General features: G+C 40.8%; 26 protein-coding genes. 23 read left to right on the top strand and 3 right to left on the bottom strand.

Features of this window, described 5'->3' with window-relative positions:
- Positions 1 to 3: 3 nt before the first annotated feature.
- The 23 genes from ACR30L_RS12010 (at position 4) to ACR30L_RS11900 (ending at position 22,683) form a co-directional block, all read left to right on the top strand.
- Positions 4 to 315 (top strand): hypothetical protein, encoded by a 312-nt coding sequence (locus ACR30L_RS12010; protein WP_435234492.1) that lies wholly within the window; start codon positions 4 to 6, stop codon positions 313 to 315.
- Positions 233 to 787 (top strand): transglycosylase SLT domain-containing protein, encoded by a 555-nt coding sequence (locus tag ACR30L_RS12005; RefSeq protein WP_435234491.1) that lies wholly within the window; start codon positions 233 to 235, stop codon positions 785 to 787. The genes ACR30L_RS12010 and ACR30L_RS12005 overlap by 83 nt, the downstream gene beginning before the upstream one ends.
- Complete coding sequence (locus ACR30L_RS12000; RefSeq protein ID WP_435237470.1) at positions 784 to 1,149, top strand: hypothetical protein; 366 nt, start codon at positions 784 to 786, stop codon at positions 1,147 to 1,149. The genes ACR30L_RS12005 and ACR30L_RS12000 overlap by 4 nt, the downstream gene beginning before the upstream one ends.
- Complete coding sequence (gene lysC / locus ACR30L_RS11995; protein WP_435234490.1) at positions 1,061 to 1,333, top strand: Rz1-like lysis system protein LysC; 273 nt, start codon at positions 1,061 to 1,063, stop codon at positions 1,331 to 1,333. The genes ACR30L_RS12000 and lysC overlap by 89 nt, the downstream gene beginning before the upstream one ends.
- Positions 1,308 to 1,523 (top strand): HP1 family phage holin, encoded by a 216-nt coding sequence (locus ACR30L_RS11990; RefSeq protein WP_435234489.1) that lies wholly within the window; start codon positions 1,308 to 1,310, stop codon positions 1,521 to 1,523. Before lysC ends, ACR30L_RS11990 begins: the two co-directional genes overlap by 26 nt.
- A gap of 177 nt (positions 1,524 to 1,700) precedes the next feature.
- The gene (locus ACR30L_RS11985) at positions 1,701 to 2,177 is read left to right on the top strand and encodes a DUF1441 family protein (RefSeq protein WP_435234488.1); all 477 of its coding nucleotides are present in this window, start codon (positions 1,701 to 1,703) and stop codon (positions 2,175 to 2,177) included.
- The gene (locus ACR30L_RS11980) at positions 2,174 to 4,276 is read left to right on the top strand and encodes a phage terminase large subunit family protein (RefSeq protein WP_435234487.1); all 2,103 of its coding nucleotides are present in this window, start codon (positions 2,174 to 2,176) and stop codon (positions 4,274 to 4,276) included. The genes ACR30L_RS11985 and ACR30L_RS11980 overlap by 4 nt, the downstream gene beginning before the upstream one ends.
- Positions 4,273 to 4,482 (top strand): hypothetical protein, encoded by a 210-nt coding sequence (locus ACR30L_RS11975; protein ID WP_435234486.1) that lies wholly within the window; start codon positions 4,273 to 4,275, stop codon positions 4,480 to 4,482. The genes ACR30L_RS11980 and ACR30L_RS11975 overlap by 4 nt, the downstream gene beginning before the upstream one ends.
- 7 nt (positions 4,483 to 4,489) lie before the next feature.
- Entirely contained in the window at positions 4,490 to 5,932 is a 1,443-nt protein-coding gene (locus tag ACR30L_RS11970) for a phage portal protein (protein WP_435234485.1), read from the top strand.
- The gene (locus ACR30L_RS11965) at positions 5,919 to 7,922 is read left to right on the top strand and encodes a ClpP-like prohead protease/major capsid protein fusion protein (protein WP_435234484.1); all 2,004 of its coding nucleotides are present in this window, start codon (positions 5,919 to 5,921) and stop codon (positions 7,920 to 7,922) included. The genes ACR30L_RS11970 and ACR30L_RS11965 overlap by 14 nt, the downstream gene beginning before the upstream one ends.
- Before the next feature lie 75 nt (positions 7,923 to 7,997).
- Positions 7,998 to 8,315: a capsid cement protein gene (locus ACR30L_RS11960; RefSeq protein ID WP_435234483.1), complete on the top strand. Its 318-nt coding sequence runs from the start codon at positions 7,998 to 8,000 to the stop codon at positions 8,313 to 8,315.
- 5 nt (positions 8,316 to 8,320) lie between these two features.
- On the top strand, positions 8,321 to 8,620 hold the full coding sequence (locus ACR30L_RS11955; RefSeq protein WP_435234482.1) for a hypothetical protein: 300 nt from the start codon (positions 8,321 to 8,323) through the stop codon (positions 8,618 to 8,620).
- A 1-nt stretch (position 8,621) separates the two neighbouring features.
- The gene (locus ACR30L_RS11950; RefSeq protein WP_435234481.1) at positions 8,622 to 9,215 is read left to right on the top strand and encodes a phage tail protein; all 594 of its coding nucleotides are present in this window, start codon (positions 8,622 to 8,624) and stop codon (positions 9,213 to 9,215) included.
- Positions 9,215 to 9,631 carry a hypothetical protein gene (locus tag ACR30L_RS11945; RefSeq protein WP_435234480.1) on the top strand — a complete coding sequence of 139 codons (417 nt, stop codon included), beginning with the start codon at positions 9,215 to 9,217 and terminating at the stop codon, positions 9,629 to 9,631. Before ACR30L_RS11950 ends, ACR30L_RS11945 begins: the two co-directional genes overlap by 1 nt.
- A gap of 15 nt (positions 9,632 to 9,646) precedes the next feature.
- Positions 9,647 to 10,384: a hypothetical protein gene (locus ACR30L_RS11940; protein WP_435234479.1), complete on the top strand. Its 738-nt coding sequence runs from the start codon at positions 9,647 to 9,649 to the stop codon at positions 10,382 to 10,384.
- A gap of 122 nt (positions 10,385 to 10,506) precedes the next feature.
- Positions 10,507 to 14,115: a tape measure protein gene (locus ACR30L_RS11935; RefSeq protein WP_435234478.1), complete on the top strand. Its 3,609-nt coding sequence runs from the start codon at positions 10,507 to 10,509 to the stop codon at positions 14,113 to 14,115.
- Entirely contained in the window at positions 14,112 to 14,498 is a 387-nt protein-coding gene (locus tag ACR30L_RS11930; RefSeq protein ID WP_435234477.1) for a hypothetical protein, read from the top strand. Before ACR30L_RS11935 ends, ACR30L_RS11930 begins: the two co-directional genes overlap by 4 nt.
- Positions 14,499 to 17,702 carry a hypothetical protein gene (locus ACR30L_RS11925; protein WP_435234476.1) on the top strand — a complete coding sequence of 1,068 codons (3,204 nt, stop codon included), beginning with the start codon at positions 14,499 to 14,501 and terminating at the stop codon, positions 17,700 to 17,702.
- A gap of 62 nt (positions 17,703 to 17,764) precedes the next feature.
- Positions 17,765 to 18,946 (top strand): hypothetical protein, encoded by a 1,182-nt coding sequence (locus ACR30L_RS11920; protein ID WP_435234475.1) that lies wholly within the window; start codon positions 17,765 to 17,767, stop codon positions 18,944 to 18,946.
- Positions 18,947 to 19,048: 102 nt separating this feature from the next.
- Positions 19,049 to 20,095, top strand: a complete 1,047-nt coding sequence (locus ACR30L_RS11915; RefSeq protein ID WP_435234474.1) for a hypothetical protein — start codon at positions 19,049 to 19,051, stop codon at positions 20,093 to 20,095.
- A 5-nt stretch (positions 20,096 to 20,100) separates the two neighbouring features.
- A complete protein-coding gene (locus ACR30L_RS11910; protein WP_435234473.1) occupies positions 20,101 to 20,469 on the top strand; it encodes a hypothetical protein in 369 nt (122 codons plus the stop codon).
- Between the two features lie 2 nt (positions 20,470 to 20,471).
- Positions 20,472 to 22,457: a hypothetical protein gene (locus ACR30L_RS11905; protein WP_435234472.1), complete on the top strand. Its 1,986-nt coding sequence runs from the start codon at positions 20,472 to 20,474 to the stop codon at positions 22,455 to 22,457.
- Complete coding sequence (locus tag ACR30L_RS11900) at positions 22,444 to 22,683, top strand: hypothetical protein (RefSeq protein WP_435234471.1); 240 nt, start codon at positions 22,444 to 22,446, stop codon at positions 22,681 to 22,683. The genes ACR30L_RS11905 and ACR30L_RS11900 overlap by 14 nt, the downstream gene beginning before the upstream one ends.
- Positions 22,684 to 22,762: 79 nt before the next feature.
- On the opposite strand, the gene ACR30L_RS11895 is transcribed toward ACR30L_RS11900, so the two are convergent.
- The 3 genes from ACR30L_RS11895 to ACR30L_RS11885 all read right to left on the bottom strand — a co-directional run bounded on the left by ACR30L_RS11895 (position 22,763) and on the right by ACR30L_RS11885 (position 26,338).
- A complete protein-coding gene (locus tag ACR30L_RS11895) occupies positions 22,763 to 23,815 on the bottom strand; it encodes a DNA-methyltransferase (protein ID WP_435234470.1) in 1,053 nt (350 codons plus the stop codon).
- A 408-nt stretch (positions 23,816 to 24,223) separates the two neighbouring features.
- The gene (locus ACR30L_RS11890) at positions 24,224 to 24,856 is read right to left on the bottom strand and encodes a DUF975 family protein (RefSeq protein ID WP_435234469.1); all 633 of its coding nucleotides are present in this window, start codon (positions 24,854 to 24,856) and stop codon (positions 24,224 to 24,226) included.
- Between the two features lie 267 nt (positions 24,857 to 25,123).
- Positions 25,124 to 26,338 (bottom strand): pyridoxal phosphate-dependent aminotransferase, encoded by a 1,215-nt coding sequence (locus tag ACR30L_RS11885; protein ID WP_435234468.1) that lies wholly within the window; start codon positions 26,336 to 26,338, stop codon positions 25,124 to 25,126.
- Between the last annotated feature and the right edge of the window lie 274 nt (positions 26,339 to 26,612).

The following is a 26,612-nucleotide window of genomic DNA, read 5'->3' as shown; positions in this document are numbered from 1 at the left end:
CGTATGGTCAATAAAATTAAAAGCTTAACGAGTGGCGACAAGATTGCCATCTTAATTCCCTTTATTGTGATTTGCTTAGTGTTAGTTGGGTTGACGTTCCCACCGGGAATAATTCAATCGATGAGTTATAAATCTGTTGTCGCTGTGATTGCCTGCCTTTGTCTCTGGTCTGTTTTACGCATTATGGATTTGATATCAAGTATTAACTTTAAAACGTGGTGGAGTTTGGCGAATGAAAATGATCAAAGTGTTTATCTTGCTTGTCGGTTGGTTGCTTACGCCCTTGTTGTTTGCTTCATCTTTGCATTCGCTTAAATACGAAATGCAATTTAAGACTGCTTTTAGCCGGTACATGCCTGGACATGATTACCGATTACTAAAAGCACAATGTTTCCAAGAGAGCCGCTTTGAACCTCGAGCGGTTTCACCTATTGGCGCCGCTGGCTTATGTCAGTTTATGCCGTTTACGTGGAAGGAGGCACAATCCTCTCTTAGATTTAGTGCTTCCGTTTTTAGTGCTCAGCACAACATTCTCGCTGCCGCTTGGTATGACAGTCAGATGTATCGCTTTTGGTCGAGTCCACGTCCTGTCTTAGATAGATATAATTTGATGTTTGCTAGTTATAACGCGGGTGCTGGCAATATCCATAAGGCGCAAATACGTTGTAATAATGCGCTGTTATTTAATGACATCATGCCATGTTTACCACAAGTAACAGGGCGTCATGCTGATGAAACACGCACTTATGTTAGACGTATCAATGAATATTACCGGAGGCTTAAATGACTCGAGTGTTATTAATCATCATCTGCATAATAAGTTTGTTTTGTGCTTACCTTTGGTTGAGCGTTGATCATCTCACTGTTAAGAATGCAACTTTATTAGATGACATTGCACAATATCAGATAGTTGCAAAGGGTAATTCAGCCACGATTAAACAGTTGAAAGAATCAATGACTGAGCGAGATAGGTTGCTGGCCAAGCAATATAAGACGAACCAAACATTACGTGATCACTTACAGCATAAACAACGAGAGCTCATTCAGCTTGGTGAAGAAGATGAACAAGTTAAAGCCTGGGCTAATCAGCCTGTTCCTGATGCTATTACTCGGTTGCTCAACTCAACCCGAGATAGTGATAAAGACTGAGTATATTACCGCGTTACCACCTACTGCATTGATTCAAGATGTGCCTGCTCCAATATGGAACGGGGGAACCAATCAGGCACTGACTCATTACATCTTATTATTACAGTCTTCTATTGATCAATGTAATAACGACAAGCAATTACTACGGGAGTTTACTCATGAACGATTTACTGACGCGAATTAGCTATTCGTTCTCTGCCTTCCTCTCTGGATTATCGCTTGTTTCACTCAATCATATCGCACTATTACTTGGCATGTTGCTTGGTTTGATGACCTTTATTATCACTTGGGTTTATAAGCATAAGACTTACAAGCTTCAGGTGAAATATGCAAAGTTGCAAAGTGAAATTGATATTGATAAACAAAATAGCTGAGCCTTAAATTGAATGAGAAATAAAGATAAATCATTATTAATCAATAGGTTGAAAAGGTACTCCTGGCGCTCTGACACACACGGGGGCGCTGAACTCCCGGTGTTCGGCTGATTTTTGGCTTCTAAGGGCAGCAGCAGCAGGTCACAAAATACCCATTAAATTCACATCGAGATTGGCATGAACAAACCATTGCATCAATACAATATTTCTCAGATTGGAGAGATGCTTGGGTTTGGGCGAAACACAGTTCGCAAAAGGCTTAAGCAGGCAAATGTCATTCCTTCAGGGCGTGAGGGAAATGCCGATTTATATTTACTTTCTGAGGCGGGAGCGGCGGTTTTTGAAAGTGCGGGAACAGCTGGATCAGGTGGATCTTTAGTCGATCCTAATTTATTAAAACCTGGTGACCGATTGTCATGGTATCGGTCTGAGACAGAACGCCTCAAATTTGAACTTGAAACCGGGCAATTATGTCTTGCCGAAGAAGTAAGAAACGAAATGGCCAACCTGGCTAAACCCATGTTGGCTGAGTTAGAAATTTTACCCGATATTTTAGAGCGCGATTGTGGTTTATCACCAGATGTTGTTGTGATGATTCAGGAAAAGGTCGATGACCTGCGTAATTCTATTGCTGAAAAGGTGAGCCAATTATGAATTATGCCGATCCTGTTAGTATCCGTTTAGATATCGCACAAAGTATTGCCGCACCATTACGTATGCCCGTTGCCGAAGCGGCAGAAAAGTTTATGCGCGTTCCTAAAGGTGGTGCAAATTCAATTCCTTGGGATGCAAGTCTAGCGCCTTATGTGATTGAACCGATGAATTGCTTAGCGTCGCGAGAATATGATGCGGTGATATTCGTCGGTCCAGCCAGAACGGGAAAAACGAACGGGTTGATAGAGGGGTGGTTAACCCATGTATTAATTTGCGATCCCTCGGATATGTTGATTGTTCAACTAACCGAAGAGAAAGCGCGAGAATTTAGTAAAAAGCGGGTTGATCGCTGTTTGCGTGTGAGCCCTGAACTTAATAAACGGTTAAGTCCATTTCGTAATGATAATAACGTACACGATAAAATATTTCGTGACGGTACCTATTTGAAAATTGGCTGGCCTTCAATCAATGTCTTGAGTTCCTCCGATTATCGTTATGTTGCATTAACCGATTATGACCGTTGGGATACTGATATCGATGGTGAAGGGGATGGTTTTTCATTAGCGAGTAAACGAACGACGACATTTATGAGCTCTGGTATGACCATGGCAGAAAGCTCTCCGGGCTTTGATGTTGAAGATCCCCGTTGGCGAGCAAAGACACCGCATGAGGCACCACCTTGTGAGGGCATTATTTCTCTCTACAACCAAGGTGATCGCCGTAAATTATATTGGCAGTGCCCACACCAAGACTGCCAAGAATATTTTCAGCCGGTTTATGAAACCTTTGCGGGTTATGACAATGCCCCCGATGCTAAAACGGCTTCGGATAGTGTTTATATGGTTTGCCCTCATTGTGGTGGTCGAATTGATAGTCATCAAAAGCGCGGGCTTAATAAACGGGGCGTGTGGTTAAAAGAAGGGGAAGTGATCGATAAACACGGGGTGGTGAGTGGAGAGGCGCGTAAAAGTCGCATTGCCTCTTTTTGGATGGAGGGACCGGCAGCCGCTTTCCAAACATGGAAACAAATAGTTTATAAATACTTAAGCGCAGAAGAAGAATATGAACTGACTGGTTCACAAACAAAACTCAAAGCGGTGACCAATACCGATCTCGGTAAACCCTATATTCCCCGTAATGGTGTTGATAATTGTACCGTTGAAGAATTGATGGCACGTGCTGAATCAGGTAAAAAACGGCTTGTTCCACGTGGCGTTCGTTTTCTGGTTGCGACCATCGATGTACAAGGGGGGAGACGCTCCCGTTTTGTTGTTCAAGTTATTGGTTATGGCGTCAGTGGTGAACGTTGGCTGATTGATCGCTATAACATTAAATATTCAACAAGAAGTGACGACGATGGTGTGGTTGAACGAATTAATCCTGCAGGTTATGCAGAAGATTGGGATCTGATCACCTCGGACGTTATCCATAAAACATATCAATTAGACGATGATTCCGGTCGTCGAATGCCCATACAGTTTACAGCCTGTGACCATGGTGGTGAAGATGGTGTTTCTGATAATGCCTATAAATATTATCGCCGATTAAAAGTGACAGGGTTACATCGTCGTTTCTTTTTAGTGAAAGGGGCGAGTGCGGTAAACAGTAAAATTATTAGACAAACTTTTCCGGATAATACCAATAACTCGGCACGTAAAGCCAAAGCCTTTGGTGATGTGCCGCTGTACTTACTGCAAACCAACGAATTAAAAGACAGATTGAGCGCCGCATTAGAGCGTGACCAGGCGGGACCTAATTATATTCATTTTCCTGATTGGATAGGGGAATGGTTTTATGAAGAGTTAACCGCTGAAGTACGCAGCAATGGTAAATGGACAAAAATATCCGCGCGGGCACGTAATGAAGCGATTGATTTGTTTTGTTATGCGAACGCGATTTTATTACTCAAAGGCTACGACAAAATAAAGTGGGACAATCCACCTGCTTGGGCAAAAGACTGGGCAACAAATCCAAATTTATTAACCAATGAAGCAGCCAATCATGTCGCCGTTAAAGCGGAGCCTATTCCTAAAGCGAAGAAGAAAAAAGCCAGTAGTGGGTTTTTATCGAACACCAATAAAGGAAGTAGCTGGTTATGATAACGAAAGCAAAATGTATTGAAATGATCACCAAATATGAGCAAGCAGAAATTGACGTTCTTGATGGTAAGAATGTCATGATCGGCAATCGTATGTTTCAGTCTGAAAGCCTTGATGCAATTCGCGAAGGGCGACAGGAATGGGAACGACGACTATTACGATTTAACCGCCGCAGTACATCACCTAAAACGGTTCGTTTTATTTAGGACTTCTATGAATTTATTTGAAAAAAGCATCTTGGCCATCGCGCCTGGGTGGGCGTCGTCACGTTCAGAAAATAGACATAAAGTTCGCGCTTATGAAGCTGCTACACCGAGCCGTGTGCATAAAGCTAAAAAAGAAAGTCGCAGTGCTAATCAAGCTGTTTTTGCGGCGGGTAAATCGCTCCGTGAACAGGCGCGTTGGCTTGATGAGAATCACGATATATCGATAGGTATATTGGATAAGTTTGAAGAGCGTGTCATTGGACCAAGTGGCATTATGATTGAGCCACAACCGCGTAAATTAACCGGTGAAATTGATATAAAACTGGCAGAGAAGATCAGTGAAAAGTTTAAAAACTGGAGTTTAAAACCAGAAGTGACAGGGCGCTTTACCCGTTCGCAAATGGAACGATTGGTTTTACGCTCCTGGTTGCGAGACGGTGAAATGTTCGCTCAACAACTTAAAGGTAAAGTCGCCGGTTACCAATACTTAACCAGTACTCAATATGCGATTGAATTATTAGAAGCCGACTTTGTTCCCATTGTGAGCGACCTGAGTAAACGAATTAATCAAGGGATCCAATTAAACGCCTGGGGGCGCGCGACCGGGTACCATATTTTGTATGATCACCCCGCTGAAGCCTTTAGCACCAAAAGCAAAATAGTTCCTGCCGATAAAATGCTGCATTTAGCCTTGATAAAACGCATTCATCAAATACGGGGTGTCACCTTATTTCACGGCATTATTACCCGCTTAAGTGATCTCAAAGAGTACGAAGAATCTGAGCGTGTCGCTGCACGAATCGCCGCAGCATTAGGTATGTACATTAAAAAAGGCTCGCCTGATTTATATGACGTTGAGAATGAAGCCGAAGAGCCTCGTCATTTTGATTTAGCGCCGGGTTCGACCTTTGATGAATTAAAACCGGGCGAAGAAGTAGGAATGGTCGAATCTAATCGGCCTAGTGCCCAGGTTGTGCCTTGGCGAAGTGGGCAATTAAAGGCGGTTGTTTCTGGTGTGCGGGGCAGTTATAGCTCAGTTGCCCGTGATTATGGCGGATCTTATTCGTCACAGCGTCAGGAATTAGTTGAATCCACAATAGGTTATGAAGTTATTCAAGATGAATTTGTTGCGCAATGGTCTCGTCCTGTTTATCGCAACTGGTTAGAGATGGAATTACTCAATGATTTAACACTGCCTGCAGATTTAGACCATGACACATTATTTGATGCGCTGTATTTAGCGCCTTCCATGCCTTGGATAGATCCCAAAAAAGAAGCAGAAGCATGGGCGACCTTAAAAGAAAACCGTGTCGCAAGTGATGCGGAATGGATCCGCAGTCGTGGTAAATCACCACGTGAAGTTAAACGTCAAGTGGATGCTGAGCAAGCTGAAAATCCTACCCCAATTAACACGACAACCAAGAAGGAAGAAAACCTTGAAAAAGAATAAATCCGGTCTATTTATGCCGAAAGCCAACGCGAGTGATGTTCCTGCTAATTCTTGGTTTTCAATTAAGGCACAAAGTAATAACAGCGCAGTGATTAAGCTGTATGACGAAATTGGTGGCTGGGGCGTCACCGCAAAAAGCTTTGCCCAAGAGCTGGCAGCCTTAGGTGATATTAAAAATATTGAACTGCGTATCGACAGTCCAGGCGGCGACGTATTTGAAGGGATCACCATTTACAACTTACTAAAAGGTATTGATGCCTATGTCACTGTTTATGTTGATGGATTGGCCGCATCAATGGGCAGTGTTATTGCTATGGCTGCTGACAAAATCATTATGCCCGCGACGGCTTTTATGATGATCCACAAGCCCTGGGGCGGACAAGTCGGTGATGCCGATGACCTACGCGCCTATGCCGATTTACTCGATAAAGTAGAGGTGACGTTATCCGAAACCTACATGAAAAAAACTGGGTTAAGTGCCGACGCAATCGCCGATTTATTAAAAGAAGAAACTTGGTTCAATGGCACCGAAGCGGTTGAAGCAGGCTTTGCGGATGAATTAAGTCCTCAATCCCAAACCACGCATTATGCAAATTCAAAACGAATGGAGAATTACACCATGCCAGAAAAACTAAAAGCCTTACTTAAACCTAAAGCATCCGTTAGTCCCGCTGCGCCAGCTGCTTCACATGATACGCCAGCACCTAAAAGTGAAGCTGACATACTTGCTAAAGTACAAGCAGATGAAGCAGCACGTCGCACCGGTATTAGTAATATTTTTGCTAACTTTGGTGGTAAACATAAAGACCTCGAAAACGAATGTCTACTTGATATGTCCTGCAGCATTGATGCCGCGAAGGATAAAGTATTGGCGTTCTTAGGTAAAGATACCACACCGGCAGCACCACAGGACCAATCGCACATTCATGCAGGGAACGGCAATATTGTTGGTGATAGTGTATCAGCTGCCATTATGGCGCGAGCCGGTCACCAAGCCCGTCAAGCCGATAATATTTACAATAACTATAACCTGCGTGAATTAGCGCGTGCCTCATTAGCTGATCGTGGTATTGCCTGTGCAACACAGTCACCACTGGCCATGATTGGTATGGCATTTACCCATACCAGCTCTGACTTTGGCCAAATCTTAATTGATGTTGCCCATAAATCATTGCTTAAAGGTTGGGAAGACTCCGAAGAAACCTTTGAAAAGTGGACCAACAAAGGCACCTTGAGCGATTTTAAAACATCAAATCGCGTGGGCTTAGATGAACTGGGTTCATTACGAAAAGTGAAAGAAGGGGCTGAATACAAATACATTACCGCATCGGATCGCGCTGAACAAATTGCGTTAGCCACCTACGGTGAGATCTTTTCGATCACCCGTCAAGCCATTATCAATGATGATTTATCAGGATTAACCCGCATTCCAACCATGATGGGGCGCGCTGCAAAAGCGACCATTGGTGATTTGGTTTATGCGATTTTAACCAGTAATCCAAAAATGAGCGATGGTGTTGCCTTGTTCCATGCTACTCACGGCAATGATGGTGCCGGCGCCATTAATGACATCAACAGTCTTGATGCATTGCGTCAAAAAATGCGTAAACAAAAATCGGGACAGCGTAATTTAAATATCCGTCCTGCGTTTATCTTAGGTCCAACGGTTTTAGAAGCACAGGCAAATCAAACCATTCGCAGCGCGTCCGTGAAAGGGGCTGATGTGAACAGTGGGGTGATCAACCCATTACAAAACTTTGCGCAGTTTATTGGTGAGCCGCGTTTAGATGATGATAGCGCGACCAAGTTCTACATGGCTGCTGCGCAAGGGCAAGATACCATTGAAGTGGCTTACCTTGATGGTATCGATACGCCGTATATTGAACAACAAGAAGGTTTCAATGTGGATGGGGTATCAACAAAAGTACGTATTGATGCCGGTGTTGCGCCATTAGATCATCGTGGTTTTGTCCGTTCAACGGGCGTTTAATTTTTCCCCCCTCAACTAGCCTCTGATTATCAGGGGCTTTTTATTCCCTAAATTTCAAGAAAGAGAGAATTAATTATGGCTAAAAATTATGTAGCACCGGGTAACACCATGGATGTTGTCTTAATCGCTAAAACCAAATCAGGCGATCCGATTATTGTTGGTAAAAAAGTCGTGATTGCGGCTGTTGATGGTGAAATTGGCGATGCTATCACCACTAATACATGTGGCGTTTGGCAGTTACCAAAAGCGGCTGGCGCCATTGAGCAGGGGGCGAGTGTTTACCTGACTAGCGACGGGGACATAACGACAACCGCAACGGATAATACCTTAGCCGGTTACGCCTATGCGAGTGCGGCAAGTGGTGATGATTCGGTTATGGTTAATATTGGTTAATCGATATGGACTTTAGCGAACGCTTTGCCCTTAAAGAGCAAAAGGCACTAAAGCGCTTGGGTGATGCGGTGATTTACCATGAATATGATAGACCAAGCGTTGAGACTTTTGCCATTGTTGAATTGGACGTCGAGCATCCCGGCGAATATGGTGCCGATACGCTGACTGAAATCACCTTATCGCGTCTAAGCCATCCCAATATTGCGCGTAATGATGAAGTGACGCATGGCAATACGGTTTACCGCCTCACTAAAAAAATACGCGTCGAAGGCAGTCTCATTACCTACAGTGGTATTGAGGTTTGATATGTTTGAAGATGACATAAAGCGTGTTCAAGCACGTATTAACCAACTTTCTAGTGAAGTCAATAAAGCCCAAGTAAGCGCAATTAATCGTGCAACACGCAAGGCGTTAACCCTTGCGGTCAACAATATTAAATCACAGGTAAATCTTAAAGCCCCCTATATACGTTCCAAACTCAAAGTGTACCAACGGGCCACTGCTCAAAACCCTGAGGGGGTATTAGGTGCGGAGTCGCGGGGCGTCTTGCTTGACCGTTTCGATGGTCAGCAAATTGTTACCAAAGCCAAACACCCTAACCGTTCAAAGGGCGATCCATTACGCGGTATCGCATCAGGATATAAATCCAAAGGCGTGACGGTTAAGGTCAAAGCAAAAGGGGCGGCTAAGTTTATGCCCGGTTTTTATATTCCACTTAACAATGGTAATGGTGCAAATGGCATGGCAATCGCTGTACGTACTGGTCGTGGACAGAAAGATTATAAAGTGCTGTATGGGCCAAGCGTGTCGCAAACATTTAACTATGTTCGTAACGATATTTCAGCGCAAACGCAGGAGATTGTGATTTCTGAATTACTTAACGAATTGGAGTCAATGTAATGAGTGAATTACTAACCATATTGCAGGTGCGAGATGAAATTAAACAGCGTCTCGATAGCATTGAAAATATTGAAGTGCGCAGTGGTTATTACGCCATGTTTACTGACATTAAGGCGCGATTAGCGGTTATACAGTCCGATATTGAAAGCTTGGATGTTCGTAACCAGCAAACCTATAAAGCCTCTCGTCAGTTATACATTGTGTTATCTGTCCCGATGAAGCAGGGCGCCTTTGATGAACTTGAACAACTGCTTTTTGATGCCCGATCAGTTTTATTTACTGATCGGCTTAAAAACTTAAATGGTTTAGTCGTTTCCTTCAAAGCATCGGGGGATTGCGTCTTTGAACCGGCAAGTACGGGCAATTTCATAACGGCAACGATACCCGTTACCGTGGTTTACACACAAAACCTTTAATTAATAGGATAAATTATGCCAACAATAGAAACAATTAATGAGCAGTATATCGGCTCGGGTATCGTCTATGTCGATGGACGTGATGTCGGTAACGTGAGTGCGCTAGATTTTGCACTTGAAATAGAAACAAAAACCCGTCCTTCTTACCGCCCAGGTGGCGGTAATATTGCCTCGGTAGCGCGCGTTCGTAGCGTATCGCTATCGGCAACACTTGATTCATTTAATAATTCAAATCTCGCCTTGTCGTTACGTGGTGTGGTAGATGTTAAAGCATCTAAAACGTTAACGGATGAATTGGCCATTGCAATTGTCCCTGGACTCGTTGAAACCATTGAAATGCTCGATACCACAAAAGAAGTCGTTGTGAAAAGTGGTGAAGATGACGTTGATAAAACCTACGTCAAAGGGACAGATTTTGAGATCACTGCGGCCGGTATTAAACCACTTTCTTCAGGTGAAATTACCGAAGGGCAAGCACTCAAAATTAGTTATACCACGCGTGCAGCCTCTGCATTACAAGCACTGGTTGAATCAGGTAAAGAAGTGAAGATGATCTTCGATGGTATTAACGATGATAATGGCAGGCCTTCTATTGTGAAGGTGTACCGTTGGAAACCCTCACCCATGGAAGGCTTAAGCTTGATTGGTGATGATTATGGTGAGTTCACTCTCTCTGGTGATGTTCTTGCCGACGACACCATTACCGCCACGGGTAAATCTAAGTTTTTTGTACGAGAAGCCGCTAGTGCTTAATTAGTTTGTTTTTACTCAAGTAGTTACCCATCAATAACGCCCCGTCGATGTTTACATTACGGGGCTTTTTTATGCCTATTCAACAATATCAATAATGCAATTTTAACGTCACAGGGTGCTATATGAGCCTCAAAGAAACACTGATCTCCTTAAAAATTAAAGCAGAAAACCTACTGTCTAAAGATGCCGATGATGCGTCGCAATCCTTGGAAACGTTACAAGGGAAAAGTAAAGCACTGCGGTCTAATTTGAAACTATTAGAAGATCAGAAAAGCCTGATCAAACAGTTTCAGTCGCAGCAGGCTGCTGTTGATAAAAATACGATTGCTTATACGCAATTGAGTGAGCGCGCTGTTACGTTGCGTAAACGAATTGATGAAACAGGCGATCCAACGGGGCAATTTGCTGTTCAACTAGAGCGCACTGAAGCGGCTGCTAAAAAATCCGCAGCGGCATTACTGACTAAAACCACTGCGTTAAATAAAGTCAAAACAGGCTTAGACAAAGCCAATATTGATACCAACAATTTAACTAAAGAAGAAAAACAACTCGCTTCGCAGGTCACTAAAACAAAATCAGCCCTAGGCAAGTTTGCAACACAAATGCGCAGCCTAGGAAACGAAACCGAAACCACCGAGGCTAAATCTAAAAACTTTTCCTTTGTTAAAGCGGCGTACTGGACAGGTGGCGTGATTGGTATCACTACACTGTTCAACAAAATTAAAACCCTTGGCGTGGAAATGCTCACCACGGGCGATAAGTTCGAAGGGCTGCGCATTCAAATGGATGCGTTAATGGGTTCCGTCGAAGCGGGCGAACAGGCCACAGAATGGATCAAAACGTTTACCCAAAATACGCCGTTACAACTTGAAGAAGTAACCGAAACCTTTGCGCGTTTAAAATCCTATGGATTAGATCCCATGGATGGCACCATGCAAGCCATTGTTGATGCTTCCGAAAAGCTCGGCGGCGGTATGGAGCGTGTTGAGGGAATTTCACTGGCGCTGGGGCAAGCCTGGGCAAAGCAAAAATTACAGGGTGAAGAAATTCTCCAACTGGTTGAACGTGGTGTGCCTGTTTGGGACCTGCTTGAAAAAGCCACCGGTCGTAATACCCTCGAACTACAAAAATTAAGCACTCAGGGGAAACTAGGCCGTGATGTGATTAAACAGCTAACCGTTGAAATTGGCAAAAGTGCGGAAGGGGCAGCTGCCGCCAACATGGGCCGATTATCGGGTATCGTCTCTAATTTAAAAGATCAGTATCAGATATTTCTTGATACTGTTGCGAAAAGTGGCGCTTTAGATTACGCAAAAGAGCAATTAAGTTTATTGAATGCCACGGTCAAAGAAATGGCTGCCGATGGTTCATTGAAAGCATGGGCACAGCGTATTTCAGATAGCTTAGTTAGTTTTGTTGAGGGTGTGAAATCAGCGAGTCAATGGCTCTATAAGTTTAAAGACGCAATCGTTGATGTGGGCGCAGCCGCGCTTAAAATCAAACTTGCCCAAATGTTTTTGGGCTTTGGTGTTGCTGCGACGAAAGCGGTGGCATCGTTGTTTGCAGTCCAGGGCGCAATGACTAAAACGGCGGCCGTGTCTGCAACGTTAACCACCGCATTAAAAGTGGGTTTAGCCGGCGCGTTAACATTTACGGCGACGCAAATTTATCGGGTCGTTGATGCTTATCAGCAGATGAATAAAGCGGAAAGTGCTGCTCAGCAATCCGCAGAGTTAGCAAAACAAACCACTATCGAAAAAGAGGCCAAACTAAAAGCATTATCAAAACAGATTGGTATCAATATTACCAGTATGAAACAGTTCCTCTCTTTGGAAGAGAAAGGAACCATTGTTTTTGATGATGCAACACAAAGTTATCGGTTATCTAATGACGCATTAGCCGAGCAAACGCAGCGTCAAAAACAAAACGCACAGGTAATGAATGATGCCAGTATTCCAACCGTTGAGCGTTTAAAGATAAAATTTGAAGCATTGCAACGCTCTGGTGTCGATGCCACAACTGCCATTGGTGAACTTGTTGAATCAATGGACGTTGATAACACAGACAGTATTCAAGCCGTTGTTGATTCACTTGAAATATTAAAAACACAGGGGCAAATTACAGCGGACCAAATTGAAACAGGGCTGCGCCTCCAACTTAAAAACCTTGATGATAAGGAGTTAGCGGCATTAAAAGAAAACGCACCAGATACATTTGACGCCCTGGGCGTGAGTATTAAATCAATCGTTAATGATGTCGATCCACTTCGGGCACAATTTACTGCATTAGGTTTAGATTTAAATGCGTTACGCGGTGGGTTTACCGAAACAGGACAAACCGCATTGACTGCGTTTAGTTCAATTAGCACTTCAGCAACAGCGTCATCGAATGAAATAGTGAGTGCCTTTGATGCTGTATTAACTAAGTTAAGCACAACATCAGAAGTGGAAATGTTACGCGCTAAAATTGAGAAATTAGGCGCTGACGGTAAAGTGTCAGGTCAACAGCTTAGTGATATGTTGGATAACCTTACTATTAAAAGTGCCACGGTGACGCCAGGCATTAATGCGATTGAAGAAGCCTTTGATTCATTAGGTGTGGAGTCCCAATCTTCACTCGCACTTACGGCGGAATCATTAAGAAAATCCTATGAATTAATTAAAGCCAATACCACCTCTATTGATGATAAAAAAGCTGCTTTTATTGCTTATGCGAAAGCGGCAATTGCTGCGAATGATGGTGTCATTAGTTCTGAAATATCCATGCAAGCTGCGGTGCTTGGCGTATCAGAGCAGCTTAAATCATCTCGAGATAGTGTTGTGACTAATATTATTCAAGGTGGTGCTGTTATTAGTGAAAGTACCCAAAAAACAACCGATGACTTTAATGCTGAACGACAAGCAATGGATGAGACTGCGGAATCTTCTGGTACGTTAAAAAAACGATTCCAAGTTATGGCCGATACCACCGATGTGTCTGCTTTTTCATTATCCGAACTAGAAGCTCAACTTCAAAAAGTGGAAGCGCGGATGGAAAGCAACGGCAATGTTTTATTTGGGTGGCGAGCGCAGTTGGCCAGAACGCAAACTGAATTCGATAAACAAACCGTCTCTGTTATTGAACAAACAATTAAACTGCGTGAATTAGAAGCGGCCCTTGATGCCACTGAAACACCTAGCCAAGCATTAATTTCACGGACTGAAAGCTCGATTAAGTCCTTAGAAGATTTAGATGCAACACAGCTGACTAATTTATATAGCCAAATCGATACCGCAAAGGAAAAGCTTGAAGATTTAGAAACTACAGCAAAATCGACATTATCAAGTGTACAAGATGAGCTTGATACCTTAAATGGCAATGATGAAGCGGTTGAACAACGGGAGTTAGCAAGTAAGTTGGCCGATTTAGACGAACAACTTGCGGAAGCGGAAGCCTCTAACAGTAAACAAGCTATTGCTGATATTGAAAAAGCCATTCAATTAACGAAAACATTATACGCACAAAAGATAGACGCCATTCGCGCTGAGAAAGCAGAAGCGGAAACTGCATCTGATTCATCAAGTGACACCAATACAGAAACCACTTCCTCTAGCACCGAGGCAAGCGAAACCACGAAAAGCGTCAATCTGACTCTCAATATTGGTGGTGAAACGGTTACGGTTCCGACGACGGAAGCTGGCAGTGAAGATCTCCTTTCTCTATTAACCAAAAATGCACTGGTGACAGCATGATCACATTAAACGATATAACACTTCCTAGCGGTCTACGCTGGGAAGCTGATTTAGATTACTGCGCGATTAAACAAGAATCAAAAACATCGATTACCGGACGCCTTATTTTAAGTCGAGGTGAAATGAAAGAAGGGCGTCCTATTGTGTTGCAAGGTAATGGCAATGCTTGGTTAACACTCGCTGAAGCAACCACCATTAGTAATTTACGTTTAACCCCTCAAGTTATGTTGCTGAATTATCACGGTACGACTTTCAATGTCCGATGGGATTATGGCGATGCAGAACACTTTGTTGCTACGCCATTATTTGACACTGAAGATGCAGAAGGTGATGACGACCAATACACGCTTGAAACCCTAAAACTAATCGAGGTCTTAGACTAAATGACAATTTATAAAGACGACATAAAGCTATTTGAATCAAAAGTAATGACCGATGAGTCAGACGGTGGCGGTGCGATGACCGACCAGGAAATTATTTCTGGTGAGCATAATTCTATCTTTCCTGATATTTCGGATTTAGACCGTGCTTATGGTGTTGTAAATATTCGTTCAGTTCATTTAAAGGTTGATGCAGACTCGGATGAAACTTACTACGGCTCAACTATAGGGCTTTCGGAAACACCTGTCGATGATATGGTTGAAGTTACATTAATGAGCGTTAATGACCCTTACATCGAGCGAGAAGAGACTGCAGATTTGATAGAACAGTATCTCACTGTCGGTGCGAAGTACGGCGGTGAACTTTTTTATGACCATATTAAAGGACAGCGAACCATTAAGCTCATGCAACGTACCTCTAGAGATGTACCGAATGCGGGGGACGTTTTGGTGGTATCCGATTTGGAAAACGATAGTGAGCAATATTGTCGTTTAATCAATGTTAGTTCAGAAATATTAGATTTTGAAATACAAGTGTACGGCGCATTTGACCTTAAAATAGTAACTTGTGAAATATCAGAACCTTTGCGATATGGGTTTAAAGGTGGAACACCAAACCCGTACATGAGTCAACTTAGTTACTCTAGGGTTTATGAGGTTTCAGTAGCAGACGCTAGTAAATATTACGGTACTAAACAACTTTCTGATAATGGAACCTTTGGCAGTAAATCAGTTCAGGTTGAGGGCATTTATAATCAATTAGTGCCTTCTGCACGTATCGACAATGCGATTGTGAATCAACCTATCGCAGAATTAGTAGATGCAATTGCAAACACTAGCGCAGATGGAACAAGCACGACCACTGTTCCGATGTTCTTAGAATCTCAATCATTACTTGTCGATATAGAAAACCAAGGGTATGTCTATGTTCAAACACTAATACCAACACCTTCGCTAGGTACGTTGATTGTAAAATATATGACGCAAGGTAATTGGTATACATTAACAGAAGATGGCACAGGAGCCTTAAGGGGGGAGGATGAATCTCACGGCGCAGGCACACTCGATGCTTTTGGTAATGTAACAATTACGACAGGAGCATTACCAGACGTTAAAAGCGAAATTATTTTTCAATGGGGCAACGTCAATGCAAATAGTGAACTTGTTGGAGATAGCGATTTTGAGTTAAATTCTAAAGTAGTTGCACAAATACCGACGGTCCCAAACAGTGCTGATATGACATTTACTTGGGATAATGGGGACAAGGTAGCTGTTTGTACCGATAGCGTTATAACTGGCGATGCGACTGGGTATGTCAAAAATAATCGAGTTAATTTCACACCAAATATATTGCCGGAACCAGGAACAATAATAACTTCTGTTTGGAGCGAGAACGTAGGTGGTGTTGATATTATCGAAGATGTTAACACATCAATGGAAGTTACAGAAAATGATACTGACTACATGTTTAATGTTGGTACAAGTAAACACCCCAATTCAATTTCAATCATTATCTCGCCATCAGATTATTCAGATGAGAATGACAGATCGAATTACACATACGAAACAAAAGCGATAACGTTATTCTTTAATGCTGATTTAGGTCGAGTATTGAAGTGGAGAGAATCGGCACTTGATGACTCATTGGCCTGGACAACGCAAGTCGGCACCTACAATAGCGCTACAGGTGATGTGACAATATCTAAGGACCTCCTTACCTCTTACTTTACGCACCGAGAATGGGGTAAAAAGCTTTCTTTCTTTGGTGGCTGGACCGTCATAAATACAGATAGAGTTAGCGTAAAATGTAATATGGTCGAGTCTATTCTAGATTTTGAAAAGGCAACGGTAACTGGGACCACAGCGCCTATAGAAAGTGGAACTTTTGACTTTACTCTAGACCAGGTTTCAATATGGATTGACCACCAAAACCGAGAGCTTGTTGATGATAACTTAGTTTTAAATTTTAACGGAGACGAAATAACAGTAAGCGAAGGATTAGCAAAAGTAAGAGGTGCGCAAGTCGGCACATTTGACCGCGATACAAATCTTTTAACATTAACACAGTGGAGTGAAGGAGACGATAGTATAAGTGTTGTTTCAGGCGTATTTAAATATCTAAACAAGTCTTACTTACAGGATGCAGTTTTTATTACAAAAGGGAACCCTGTCGCGAATAGATCGTTACAAATAAATGCAATAACTGCAGACGGTACCCACCAACTCGGTACGGCAGATGAAAATGGTGTAATTTCCGGTGGCGGTTTTTCAGGGACAATAAACCATGAGCTAGGTATTGTTAAATTGTTTAATGAAAATCTGGTTGAAGCCTTAGATATTAAATACAATTGTGTTAGCTATAATTACCTCCCGTTAGATGCAGATCAAGTTGGTATAGATCCTATTAAGTTGCCGTCAGATGGCCGTGTGGTTATCTTTGAAAAAGGCGATGTAGTTGTTGTTTATCAAGATAATAATGAAACAGTTACAGTTGAAGCGGGTGATACAGTTCAGCTTGAAGTTAGGCTTGCGACTTGTACGACAACAGCGAGTGATGCAGGTATTGATCTAGACGCTGGTACCGTATTCTTCCCTACTGATGGAACTTTTGATATTGAATATCGTTTCGAGGATATAGCTTTACTCACTTATGTTGATATTTCAGGAGCCGTTAAATTATCAAAATCATTATCTCATAACTATGACTACACCAAATCAAAAATGGCATCACTATTAATTGCAGGTGATCTTTTTGCTCGTTACACCAACTTGTTTGATCAAAAGTCTTGGTCCGGTGTTTTTAGTGACAAGCTAATAGGGAGCGAAGCCACTGTTGCTTATAACGACACGTTATACCCTATAAAAGTAACAAATGACGGTTGTATCACTGAGCGCATGGCTATCGTATTTACTTCAAGCACAGCATTTAAGTTGATTGGGGAGAACATCGGTCAAATTGCTGTTGGTGATATCAATACTGATTTTGCGCCTATCAATCCCGTTTCAGGGAAACCATATTTCACGTTAAATAAGTTGGGTTGGGGTGCTGGGTGGTCCACTAACAATGTATTACGATTTGATACATATGGTGCTGTTTATCAGCTCAATGTAATTAGAACAATCTTACAGGGCGATCGCACTAATGCATTAGAAAGCGATCAATTTGCCTTGCAGATTCGAGGCAATATCAACAAAGTAGTTATCTAAAATGATTTTATGATGCATTAATTTGAACCAACATAATTTAATATGTAAGGAATAAAATAGAAATGACTAAAACATATCCAAATAAGTTTTATCACGAAGGTATGCAAGGCGCCAGTCAAACTTATGACGCCACAGCTGGCAGTATGATTAACATTTTAAAAGATTGCCTTGTTAACGGATTCGGTGCGTTAAGTCCTTCTACGTTAGTTTACGACGCTGAAACAGGTTGGGCTAAAGCTAGTATACCTTTGGGGCACTCATATCAAGTAGATAGCATTCTTGATGTGAGTGATAGTGACGTTTCAGATTATAACGGCGAACACAGAGTAATGCAGGTTACTAACAATGACGTTTGGTTTGAGTTAGATACGGTGCCAGTGGCAGATTCAAGCGGCACAGTAGTAATTAAAATAGCACCGCTAGGTTGGGAGTTAACGCATTCTAATAATGACGGTGATGTTTGTATATTTAAACCAGCTGGGGACCTGGGGAAAGTGAGTTTACGAGTAGACAATACTGCTTTTAGTGGATGGTATGGTAGTAATTATAAAGCAGCGTTAATGAAGGTCACTATGGTTGAAAATGTTACTGATATTGATAACTACGACACTATTTACGAACATCGTTGGCCCGCTGGTAGTTACGGCAGTGACCGTAAATGGGATTTAACAGGTGATAACCGTATGATTTATTTCGCTCCTGAGTACGGAATGGGTAAAGAGCAATCATTATTCTGTGCAGGTTATATCGACTCTATTCGACCAGCCGATGAATATCATTTCGTGATGAATAGATTAAAAAGCACTGTAGCCGATTCTAATGAAAATAGATTTAACGGTGCAAGCAGCAGTTACGAATACTATACTCAATTGATTAGAAATAACGATTACACAGGACGAGTTCTGGCTCGACCATATCATCAAATAGAAGGTACGACTAATTGGTATCATTTAGGTTTATCTACTTATAGCAGTGATTCTATAGCGATGCCAAACCCTGTTGATAACGGGTTTTACATTAACAATCAACCAGCAATGGTGATGGAGTCGGGTAGTTATCTCCGTGGTTATCTACCTATTATGGTATTTCCTTTGGCTAACCACTCAACGTATAGCCGAAAGAACTTGCAGAATTTACCAGAATTTCCAGGTAAAATTTTCCGTATGTTACGTGCTACTTATGACGACCGTTCTGATTATTCAGCAGCGTTAATAGGATTCGATATTTCTACTGTTGAGGTGTAGGTTATGGCTTTTCTGAGCGATATTATATTAGGGGCTAGCGGGTTGATAGCCTACTGGCCGCTACATAAAGACAGGGCCGAAGCTAGTGGTCAGAACAATCCTATGAGCGAATGGTCAGGAAGTGTTGTTTACGATTACGATAAAAAGACATCAACCATGAATTTAGGAAGTTATAAAAGCGGTAGCTCAGCTGACGGTGATAGTGCTTTATACGTAGTTCAGCCGATGAATACGAAATGTGTAGAACTATGGGTTATGAGCGATCCTGGCTACACTAACGGGCAAGATTTCCGTGGGATTTTTGGCTTCAACTCGTTAAGTGGTGGCGCAGACGGTAACGTCGACCGAGTTATAATGACCGTTGGTGTTGCTTCTAGTTCCAGCGACAATACAAGAATGTACATTTCAGGACTTGTCGTTCCAGACTTAGAATCGAAAGACTATTTTGATACGCCTAGACACGTTGTTTTTCAATATGAGAGTGCCACCAATGAGACAGTGTTGTATTTGGATGGAGTGGTAAAATATCGTTACCCAGGTGACGCTTACGATTTGCTGATTGAAGGTCGATATTTTACACCAGGCTTGTTTCACTATTATAACAATCCTATTTACAACCTACACGGCAGGACTTATTGCTCTGATTGTGCGCTGTACGATAGACCTTTAACCATGGATGAAATTAACGCCCGTATTAACTCCGACGAGTACGAAATATCTTTACGAAGCTTACATTCACAACCGAAACCAACATGGGCACACCAGTTGACACGTGCACAAGCCAACCCTCAGTCAAATGAATTGTTAGTGTTAGAGCAAAAGCCAGAACAAAAGATAATAGGAAAGCTAGGAAATTATAATAGTCTAATAAAACAAAACGGCGAACAACGTAAAGTTGGTTATTATCAATCTACGGTTACCGTGAGTGATGTTCCAAAGCCTAACACACGTGTTTTGTGCTTCACCAATGGAGGTCAATTACTCGATGAAACTTATTCAAATGAAAGTGGCGTTTATCGGTTCGACCATTTACTAATGGATAATAAATATTTATTTGTGGCTCAGTACAATAACGGTAACAAACAAGTAGCACCGGAATACTTAGCTGCTGCCGCAGATTGGCAAACACCCACACCTTATGGGAGTTAATGCTTATGTCTCTAATCCTTTCTACTGAATTAAAGAATGCCCGGTTACAAGTCATTTGTGACGCAATAGATAATGGGAGTAGCAAGTTAGTCGTTTATAATGCAGCGCAAGATGTAATTTGTGAACTGATCTTTCCAACCCCTTGTAAGGCTGATATATCCAATGCCGTTCTAACCTTTAATGATTTAGATGAATCAATGGTGTTATTAAGTTCAACGGCAACAAATGCAAAGGTTGTTAATGATTCTGACACCGTGTTGTTTGATCTTACTATTGGTAATTCTGATAGCACGGCTGATATTAAGCTTCCAAGTACAGCACTTTATCAAGGTTCATTACTGCGCTTAAACGGGTGGACTATTAGCGAGTCATAACTATGTATTTTAAAAAGCGATGGACAAACAGCGGAATATTAGATTTTTCTAACGACGCGACTGTTTTTGATATAACCGCAAGAAATACGATTAAAGGTCCTTTATCAGATGCGGTTTTATTTCCTATTGATAGGTGGAACCAGCAAGGGAAGTTAAATTTATCAGATGAATGGAAGGACAATGGACAGTTAGAATTTGCCGTTCCAGTTGATTTTGATACCGATATCATCATTGATATGGTGGCGACTAACAGCCTGTCTGGTACCACTTCAAATGTTCACGCTGACGCAATCATTAACGTTATACCTCCACAAATAGAAATTATATCTAATGGTTTAAGTGACGCTGAATTTTATATGGATATAAACGTTAAGCGTGGAATACGAAATATAACAAAATCATTCTCAAACGTTAGTAACAAATTAAGAAAAGAGTTTGATTCTAAATTTGAGAACAGCCCCCGCCTAAAAAAAGAAATGGCCTCTCCTATTTTTGATAGTGATAAGTTGGGTCAACGTATTATCACTATATCAAGTGGACTTAAGCGTCAGAACAAAAAAATCGGCATCACGTTGGTAGATGGCGACTATGTATCTCAAGACACAAACACCATTAACAATAAATTAGACAATGTTAATGAGCATGTTAACTTTTCAATTTTATCAGGCGATAACGTAAGTAATAAGGTTTATTCAGACTTTTTATACCCTGCGCGATCTGATTGTGAAAGGTCTAATAAATGGATGGAAGCAGACAGATTAAGAAGAGAGTGGGAAACGCAATTTCAGGATGGAATTGCTTATCGATACGATAAAAAGTCCTATTTTGAAGATGGCGTTCAGCCAGTTGGTTATCGACCAACAATAATAAAACCCGTTGAGCCAATCACCCCTGTAGTAGTCGCACCATTAAACTTCCTGAGTTTATGGGATCCAAGCGGTATTCTTGAATTCTTACGAATTGAACTGGATGCATTAATAATTATGAATGAAATAAGTATTTATCACATTGCTGATGACGGTACAAAAAGCGCGATTCATCCAGTAAGTGCTTCTCTTGAACTTGATATTGATTCGCAGGTTTGGAGCTTTAAAGGTCAACTACTTGGTGCTGATAGCCTAACCTGGTTAACGTATCGAGCAAACTTTGAAATCAATGTAAATGGTCATCAATTATTGTTTGTATTGCGTGAATATTCTCGATCCAGTAGTTTTGCGAGCGATGCTTATACTTTTACAGCTGTTACCAACACTCAATGGTTATTTTCACCCTATGCGAATTTATATAGCGGCGCTGTTGAAAATGAAACGGGTATTTGGCAAATAGTAGAAGACATACTGACTCAAGAAAATTTCACCTTGAGTCGAGCGTTAACACCTGAATGGATATTGGCACCTGATTCATTTAGTTACCTCAATAAAACACCTATTGAAATGGCAATACAAGCAGCCCAAGCCAGTGGCGCAATATTACAGCCGAATAAAACGGGCAATAGTCTTGATGTTCAACCGCGTTATAAAGTCAGTCCATGGAATTGGAATACATTAACGGATGAGCAATGCGACCATGTTATTAATGCCGATTACGTAATTACTGAATCAAGTAGTGATAATACAATCACTGAGATAAACCGAGTATTAATCAGCGGAGAAACACATGGTGTCATCACTGATGTGGTTAAATCGGGTACCGCAGGCGATGTACGAGGCAGTGACGTTGTGAGTAACCTATCGCAGGATCATAATGTCAATATGGAACTAGCCCGTAATATGATGGGGGATAGTGGTGATCAAGAAATACTTGGTTTAAGCCTTCCTTTATTGGCACCGGATTCTGATTTTGGATTGTTATTACCGGGGGAAATTGTACGTATTGTTTATACCGATAAATCAATTACCGGTTTATGTTTAAGCAACAGTATCCCTATTCAATCCATTACCGATGTATCTCAATCAGTTAAATTGGAGCTTAATAATGGCTACCGTTAATATTACCAAACAATTTAAATCTCTCCTGACTGATACAGTTCGTTTTCGTGCTGAAGTATTAGTCTTAGATGAAACACTTAACCGAGTAAAAGTTCAATGGGGAGATTACAAGCTATGGGTCACAGCAACCTTATCTTTGGCCGTTGGTGATCAAGTCTTAGTTGAAGATGAAAAAGTTGTCAGTAAATTGCCTGATTTACCTTATCTGCAAGTTGAAATTAGTTAGCCGTTAACAATTAAAGGAAAACCAGAAAATATTAATATTTGGTTTTCCTCTTCCAGCTATGACTCTATTGCATCAATTGCTATTTTATATTTTTAAGCATTGCTTTTGATTGTGTAAAAGTCTCCTCCTCCATTTCTATTCCTATAAATTGTCTATTAAGCGCTAAGCATGCCTTTCCAGTCGATCCCGAACCCATAAAAGCATATAAAACCACATCATTTTCTTTACTACTTGTTTTAATAACATGTTCGAGTAAAGGTGCAGGTTTTTCACAAGGATGCTTGCCTGGATAATATTGTACAGGTGCGTAAGTCCAAACATCAGTATATGGCACATCACATGTAAGCTTAAAAGGGCGCCTTAGGTTGTTGTATTCTTGTTTCAGTTCATCATACTGACGAACCAGTGTTTGAAATTTTGACTGCAGTGTTAAATATTCATTCGTTAGCTCTGGATGAGAGCGTAATAATTTCGCATTGTGAGCAGCAAAGAGTTGTTGCAATTGATTATATTGTTGCTCGTTGGGAAGTTTCCATTGGCTAGACGAAAACCAGTGGGAGCACATTTTAGTGCCTGTAGCTTCATTAATTTCTTTTGCTGAAATATTCAATGAACGTTTAGCGTCAATAAAATAATCAATTAATGGTTTGAATACGTCTTTTTTTAATTCACTGCATTTTGTTGCATAACCATTTGCTCCTTTAGCAAAACCTTCCGAACCATAATGACCAGCAAAAATAATACGCTCTGTTGCTGGGAAAAAAGCGCGTAGGCTTGGTTTATGGGCTCTTTTCCAAACACCTGAAGGTTTTGCCCAAATAATATGATTGAGGACTTCAAATCGCGACCGTATAAGCATTTCAGTATCGGTTGCTAACTTGGAACCACAAAAAAGGTACAAACTTCCTGTTGGCTTTAATATTCGCCAAAATTCGACAAGCACCTCATCAAGCCAGGCTAAAAATGTTTCAACATTAGGCCATTGATTATCCCAAGCGTTTTTTTTAACTTGAAAATAAGGGGGATCGGTAAGAATAAGATCAACAGCGTCGTCAGGAAGGGTTTTTAAATAATTTAAACAATCAGCGTTAATAAGGCGAAGTTGCCCGTTATGTAAAATATGTTCGTCCATTTATGCTCCTATAAAAAGAGCCTTGAATACATAAGTAAGCAAGCTACAAGGGTAGCTTGCTTGTATTTTTGTTGCTTCCTCTTCAGCTATTAACTGAGTCTCAGGTACTCAAGGCATCAAAAACATAAAAAGTATATCGAAACACAAAAGGGCTGTATATAAAAACAGTTGTTTTGGGTGGATTTAATCGTAAATAGATAAATATGAAAATTGGCTTTGTACCAATTAAAGTCCTAAAAATGAAAATAAATTATTTTTTCATTTTAAATCAAGTGTTTGTTTTTGTTGTTCCATAATCGTGCCAGTATAACGTGGGTTGATCTTCGGAACCTTGGGAAATTGACTGCTGTGTTGAATTGACCATGTAAAACCTTATTTGTACGATATTATTTTTGCTAGTAATGGCTCTTAACAGATAAGTGTATCAGTTTCTTCATCTTTTAGTTCATTATAGTCTTGTTTAATGTCTTCATAAAAGGTTGCAAAGCTGATTCCTATATAAGGCGCAAGCCATAATAAAGCAATCCCAGAGGTTAATATTGCGAGTATTGCCCAGCCAATAAATCGACAGCTTAGATAAAAGGCTTTTAATTTGTTTCCTTCCATTAGCATTTTGCTTTTTTGCATAGCTTCAATAGGGGAAATTGAAGGATCATCATGGATGATATAAAAAGTTAAGCAATATGCATAGGCCGCGATAATACCTGGAATGATTAATAATAATGACCATAGGAAAACGATAACTGAAATAAGTAATTTAGCGCTGAGTGCGGTAACGAAATGATTAAAGCCACTAAATATATGTGAAAATTCTGCTTTATTATTGCGACATAGATTGAGGTATAACGTAATAAATCCTAGTGATATTGGACCGGATATAATTAATAAAATAACAGGGCCGACAAGGGATACTTTTTGTAACACGAGATTAAGAATACAAACAACCAAGGTCGCACCTACTACTAATGCCCATTTACCACGCAATGACTTCCTTGCTTTGGCAGTTATTTCTTGGTTTGGCGTTGTCGATAAATTGTTCATTACAGTTCCTGCTTTATTCGCTGTATTAATACGTTAAGAGTAAAATAAATATCGCCATAATATACCACAGTTAAATAATCATCACTTATTGTTAATTTTCACGGGACTTTGTGGTCAGGAAGTTAATTGAGTTTTGTAATGTGGAAGAGACAAAATAATGTCAGTTGAGCATGAGTGAATATGGAAAACCACTGATCGTTGTTAAATGAAGCTACGTAAGATGATGAAATATAAACTTGTTATTTCATCATCTATTATGACTGTGTTTTACTGCGTATAAGTATCTAAGAAATTGCCAATTTTATTGATTGCAGTGGTTAATTCATCGACCCTTGGTAGACAAACAACACGAAAATGATCCGGTGAATGCCAGTTAAATCCAGTTCCTTGAACAACTAGAATTTTTTTGTCCATCAATAGATCAAGTACAAAGCGTTGATCATCTTTAATATTGAATTTTTTCTGATCAAGTTTAGGGAATAAGTACAATGCACCATTGGGTTTAGTACAACTCACTCCTGGAATATCATTAAGTAACTTCCAAGCAGTTTGAGTTTGGTCGTATAAACGGCCACCAGGGATAATCAGTTCATTAATACTTTGATAGCCGCCAAGTGAGGTTTGAATTGCATGTTGCATCGGCACATTGGCACAAAGTCGCATACTTGCAAGAATTTCTAGTCCGTTAATATAATCCCGCGCTTTATTTTTTGTGCCGCTAATCATCATCCATCCAACCCTAAACCCACACACGCGATAAGATTTTGATAAACCATCAAAGGTAACTATTAGAATATCGTCAGCCAGCGTAGCAAGCGGAACGTGGACTGCATCGTCGTAGGTGATTTTTGAATAAATTTCATCGGAGAAGATAATTAAATTATGCTGGCGTGCTAATTCAATAATTTCTTCTAATAGTGCTTTGCTATAAACCGCACCGGTTGGATTGTTTGGGTTAATAATTACAATCCCTTTGGTTTTAGAGGTGATCTTTGATTTCATATCGTTGATATCAGGAAACCATCCTGCTTGTTCATCACAGGTGTAATGTACCGCTTTTCCGCCTGATAAATTCGCCGCTGCAGTCCATAAAGGGTAATCAGGCGCAGGCACTAATAATTCATCACCATTATTAAGTAGCCCTTGCATTGACATAACGATTAATTCACTGACCCCATTACCGATATAAATATCTTCAGTATCAAGCGATAGTAATCCTTTTGCTTGGTAATGTTGCATGATTGCTTTGCGAGCAGAAAAAAGGCCTTTGCTATCACAATATCCTTGGCTTTGCGGTAGATTTTTAATCACATCCATTAGAACTTCTTCGGGGGCTTCAAAACCAAAGGGAGCCGGATTACCGATATTAAGTTTTAAAATTCGTTGTCCTTCATCTTCTAATTTCTGGGCTTGTTTTAGTACAGGCCCACGAATGTCATAACAAACATTATCTAATTTATGGGACTTTTCAATGGAATACATAACAACCTCTTAGCATAAAAGAAAACGGATTTGATAGGACAAACCACACTCGACAAACAGTGGTTTGTAAAATTACCTGATATTGAACACTGTGTGAAGCAAATAAAGCGTTGTTGTGGCTTTTTTTATTAAAAAAATTCAAGTATTGTTGAAATTATTGAATGAAGTTGGTGTGATGCTGAATTTGTTTTTTACATTTTGTCTCATTTGACAGGCTGTTTTATAGTTTTTAACTGATTATAATATAGCCATTTAGTATCACTAAATTTCAATT

Origin of the sequence: Psychromonas saccharinae, from assembly GCF_051201515.1 — a bacterium.
Taxonomy (GTDB): Bacteria; Pseudomonadota; Gammaproteobacteria; order Enterobacterales; family Psychromonadaceae; genus Psychromonas.
Note: the sequence above shows the minus strand (reverse complement) of the source record. Positions and strands in the feature narration are given on the sequence as shown.

Excerpts from the sequence above, each read along its gene's own strand:
- ACR30L_RS12010 (WP_435234492.1), top strand. The coding sequence starts at position 4 with ATGGTCAATAAAATTAAAAGCTTAACGAGTGGCGACAAGATTGCCATC.
- ACR30L_RS12005 (WP_435234491.1), top strand. The coding sequence starts at position 233 with ATGAAAATGATCAAAGTGTTTATCTTGCTTGTCGGTTGGTTGCTTACG.
- ACR30L_RS12000 (WP_435237470.1), top strand. The coding sequence starts at position 784 with ATGACTCGAGTGTTATTAATCATCATCTGCATAATAAGTTTGTTTTGT.
- lysC (WP_435234490.1), top strand. The coding sequence starts at position 1,061 with ATGAACAAGTTAAAGCCTGGGCTAATCAGCCTGTTCCTGATGCTATTA.
- ACR30L_RS11990 (WP_435234489.1), top strand. The coding sequence starts at position 1,308 with ATGAACGATTTACTGACGCGAATTAGCTATTCGTTCTCTGCCTTCCTC.
- ACR30L_RS11985 (WP_435234488.1), top strand. The coding sequence starts at position 1,701 with ATGAACAAACCATTGCATCAATACAATATTTCTCAGATTGGAGAGATG.
- ACR30L_RS11980 (WP_435234487.1), top strand. The coding sequence starts at position 2,174 with ATGAATTATGCCGATCCTGTTAGTATCCGTTTAGATATCGCACAAAGT.
- ACR30L_RS11975 (WP_435234486.1), top strand. The coding sequence starts at position 4,273 with ATGATAACGAAAGCAAAATGTATTGAAATGATCACCAAATATGAGCAA.
- ACR30L_RS11970 (WP_435234485.1), top strand. The coding sequence starts at position 4,490 with ATGAATTTATTTGAAAAAAGCATCTTGGCCATCGCGCCTGGGTGGGCG.
- ACR30L_RS11960 (WP_435234483.1), top strand. The coding sequence starts at position 7,998 with ATGGCTAAAAATTATGTAGCACCGGGTAACACCATGGATGTTGTCTTA.
- ACR30L_RS11955 (WP_435234482.1), top strand. The coding sequence starts at position 8,321 with ATGGACTTTAGCGAACGCTTTGCCCTTAAAGAGCAAAAGGCACTAAAG.
- ACR30L_RS11950 (WP_435234481.1), top strand. The coding sequence starts at position 8,622 with ATGTTTGAAGATGACATAAAGCGTGTTCAAGCACGTATTAACCAACTT.
- ACR30L_RS11945 (WP_435234480.1), top strand. The coding sequence starts at position 9,215 with ATGAGTGAATTACTAACCATATTGCAGGTGCGAGATGAAATTAAACAG.
- ACR30L_RS11940 (WP_435234479.1), top strand. The coding sequence starts at position 9,647 with ATGCCAACAATAGAAACAATTAATGAGCAGTATATCGGCTCGGGTATC.
- ACR30L_RS11935 (WP_435234478.1), top strand. The coding sequence starts at position 10,507 with ATGAGCCTCAAAGAAACACTGATCTCCTTAAAAATTAAAGCAGAAAAC.
- ACR30L_RS11930 (WP_435234477.1), top strand. The coding sequence starts at position 14,112 with ATGATCACATTAAACGATATAACACTTCCTAGCGGTCTACGCTGGGAA.
- ACR30L_RS11925 (WP_435234476.1), top strand. The coding sequence starts at position 14,499 with ATGACAATTTATAAAGACGACATAAAGCTATTTGAATCAAAAGTAATG.
- ACR30L_RS11920 (WP_435234475.1), top strand. The coding sequence starts at position 17,765 with ATGACTAAAACATATCCAAATAAGTTTTATCACGAAGGTATGCAAGGC.
- ACR30L_RS11915 (WP_435234474.1), top strand. The coding sequence starts at position 19,049 with ATGAGCGAATGGTCAGGAAGTGTTGTTTACGATTACGATAAAAAGACA.
- ACR30L_RS11910 (WP_435234473.1), top strand. The coding sequence starts at position 20,101 with ATGTCTCTAATCCTTTCTACTGAATTAAAGAATGCCCGGTTACAAGTC.
- ACR30L_RS11905 (WP_435234472.1), top strand. The coding sequence starts at position 20,472 with ATGTATTTTAAAAAGCGATGGACAAACAGCGGAATATTAGATTTTTCT.
- ACR30L_RS11900 (WP_435234471.1), top strand. The coding sequence starts at position 22,444 with ATGGCTACCGTTAATATTACCAAACAATTTAAATCTCTCCTGACTGAT.
- ACR30L_RS11895 (WP_435234470.1), bottom strand. The coding sequence starts at position 23,815 with ATGGACGAACATATTTTACATAACGGGCAACTTCGCCTTATTAACGCT.
- ACR30L_RS11890 (WP_435234469.1), bottom strand. The coding sequence starts at position 24,856 with ATGAACAATTTATCGACAACGCCAAACCAAGAAATAACTGCCAAAGCA.
- ACR30L_RS11885 (WP_435234468.1), bottom strand. The coding sequence starts at position 26,338 with ATGTATTCCATTGAAAAGTCCCATAAATTAGATAATGTTTGTTATGAC.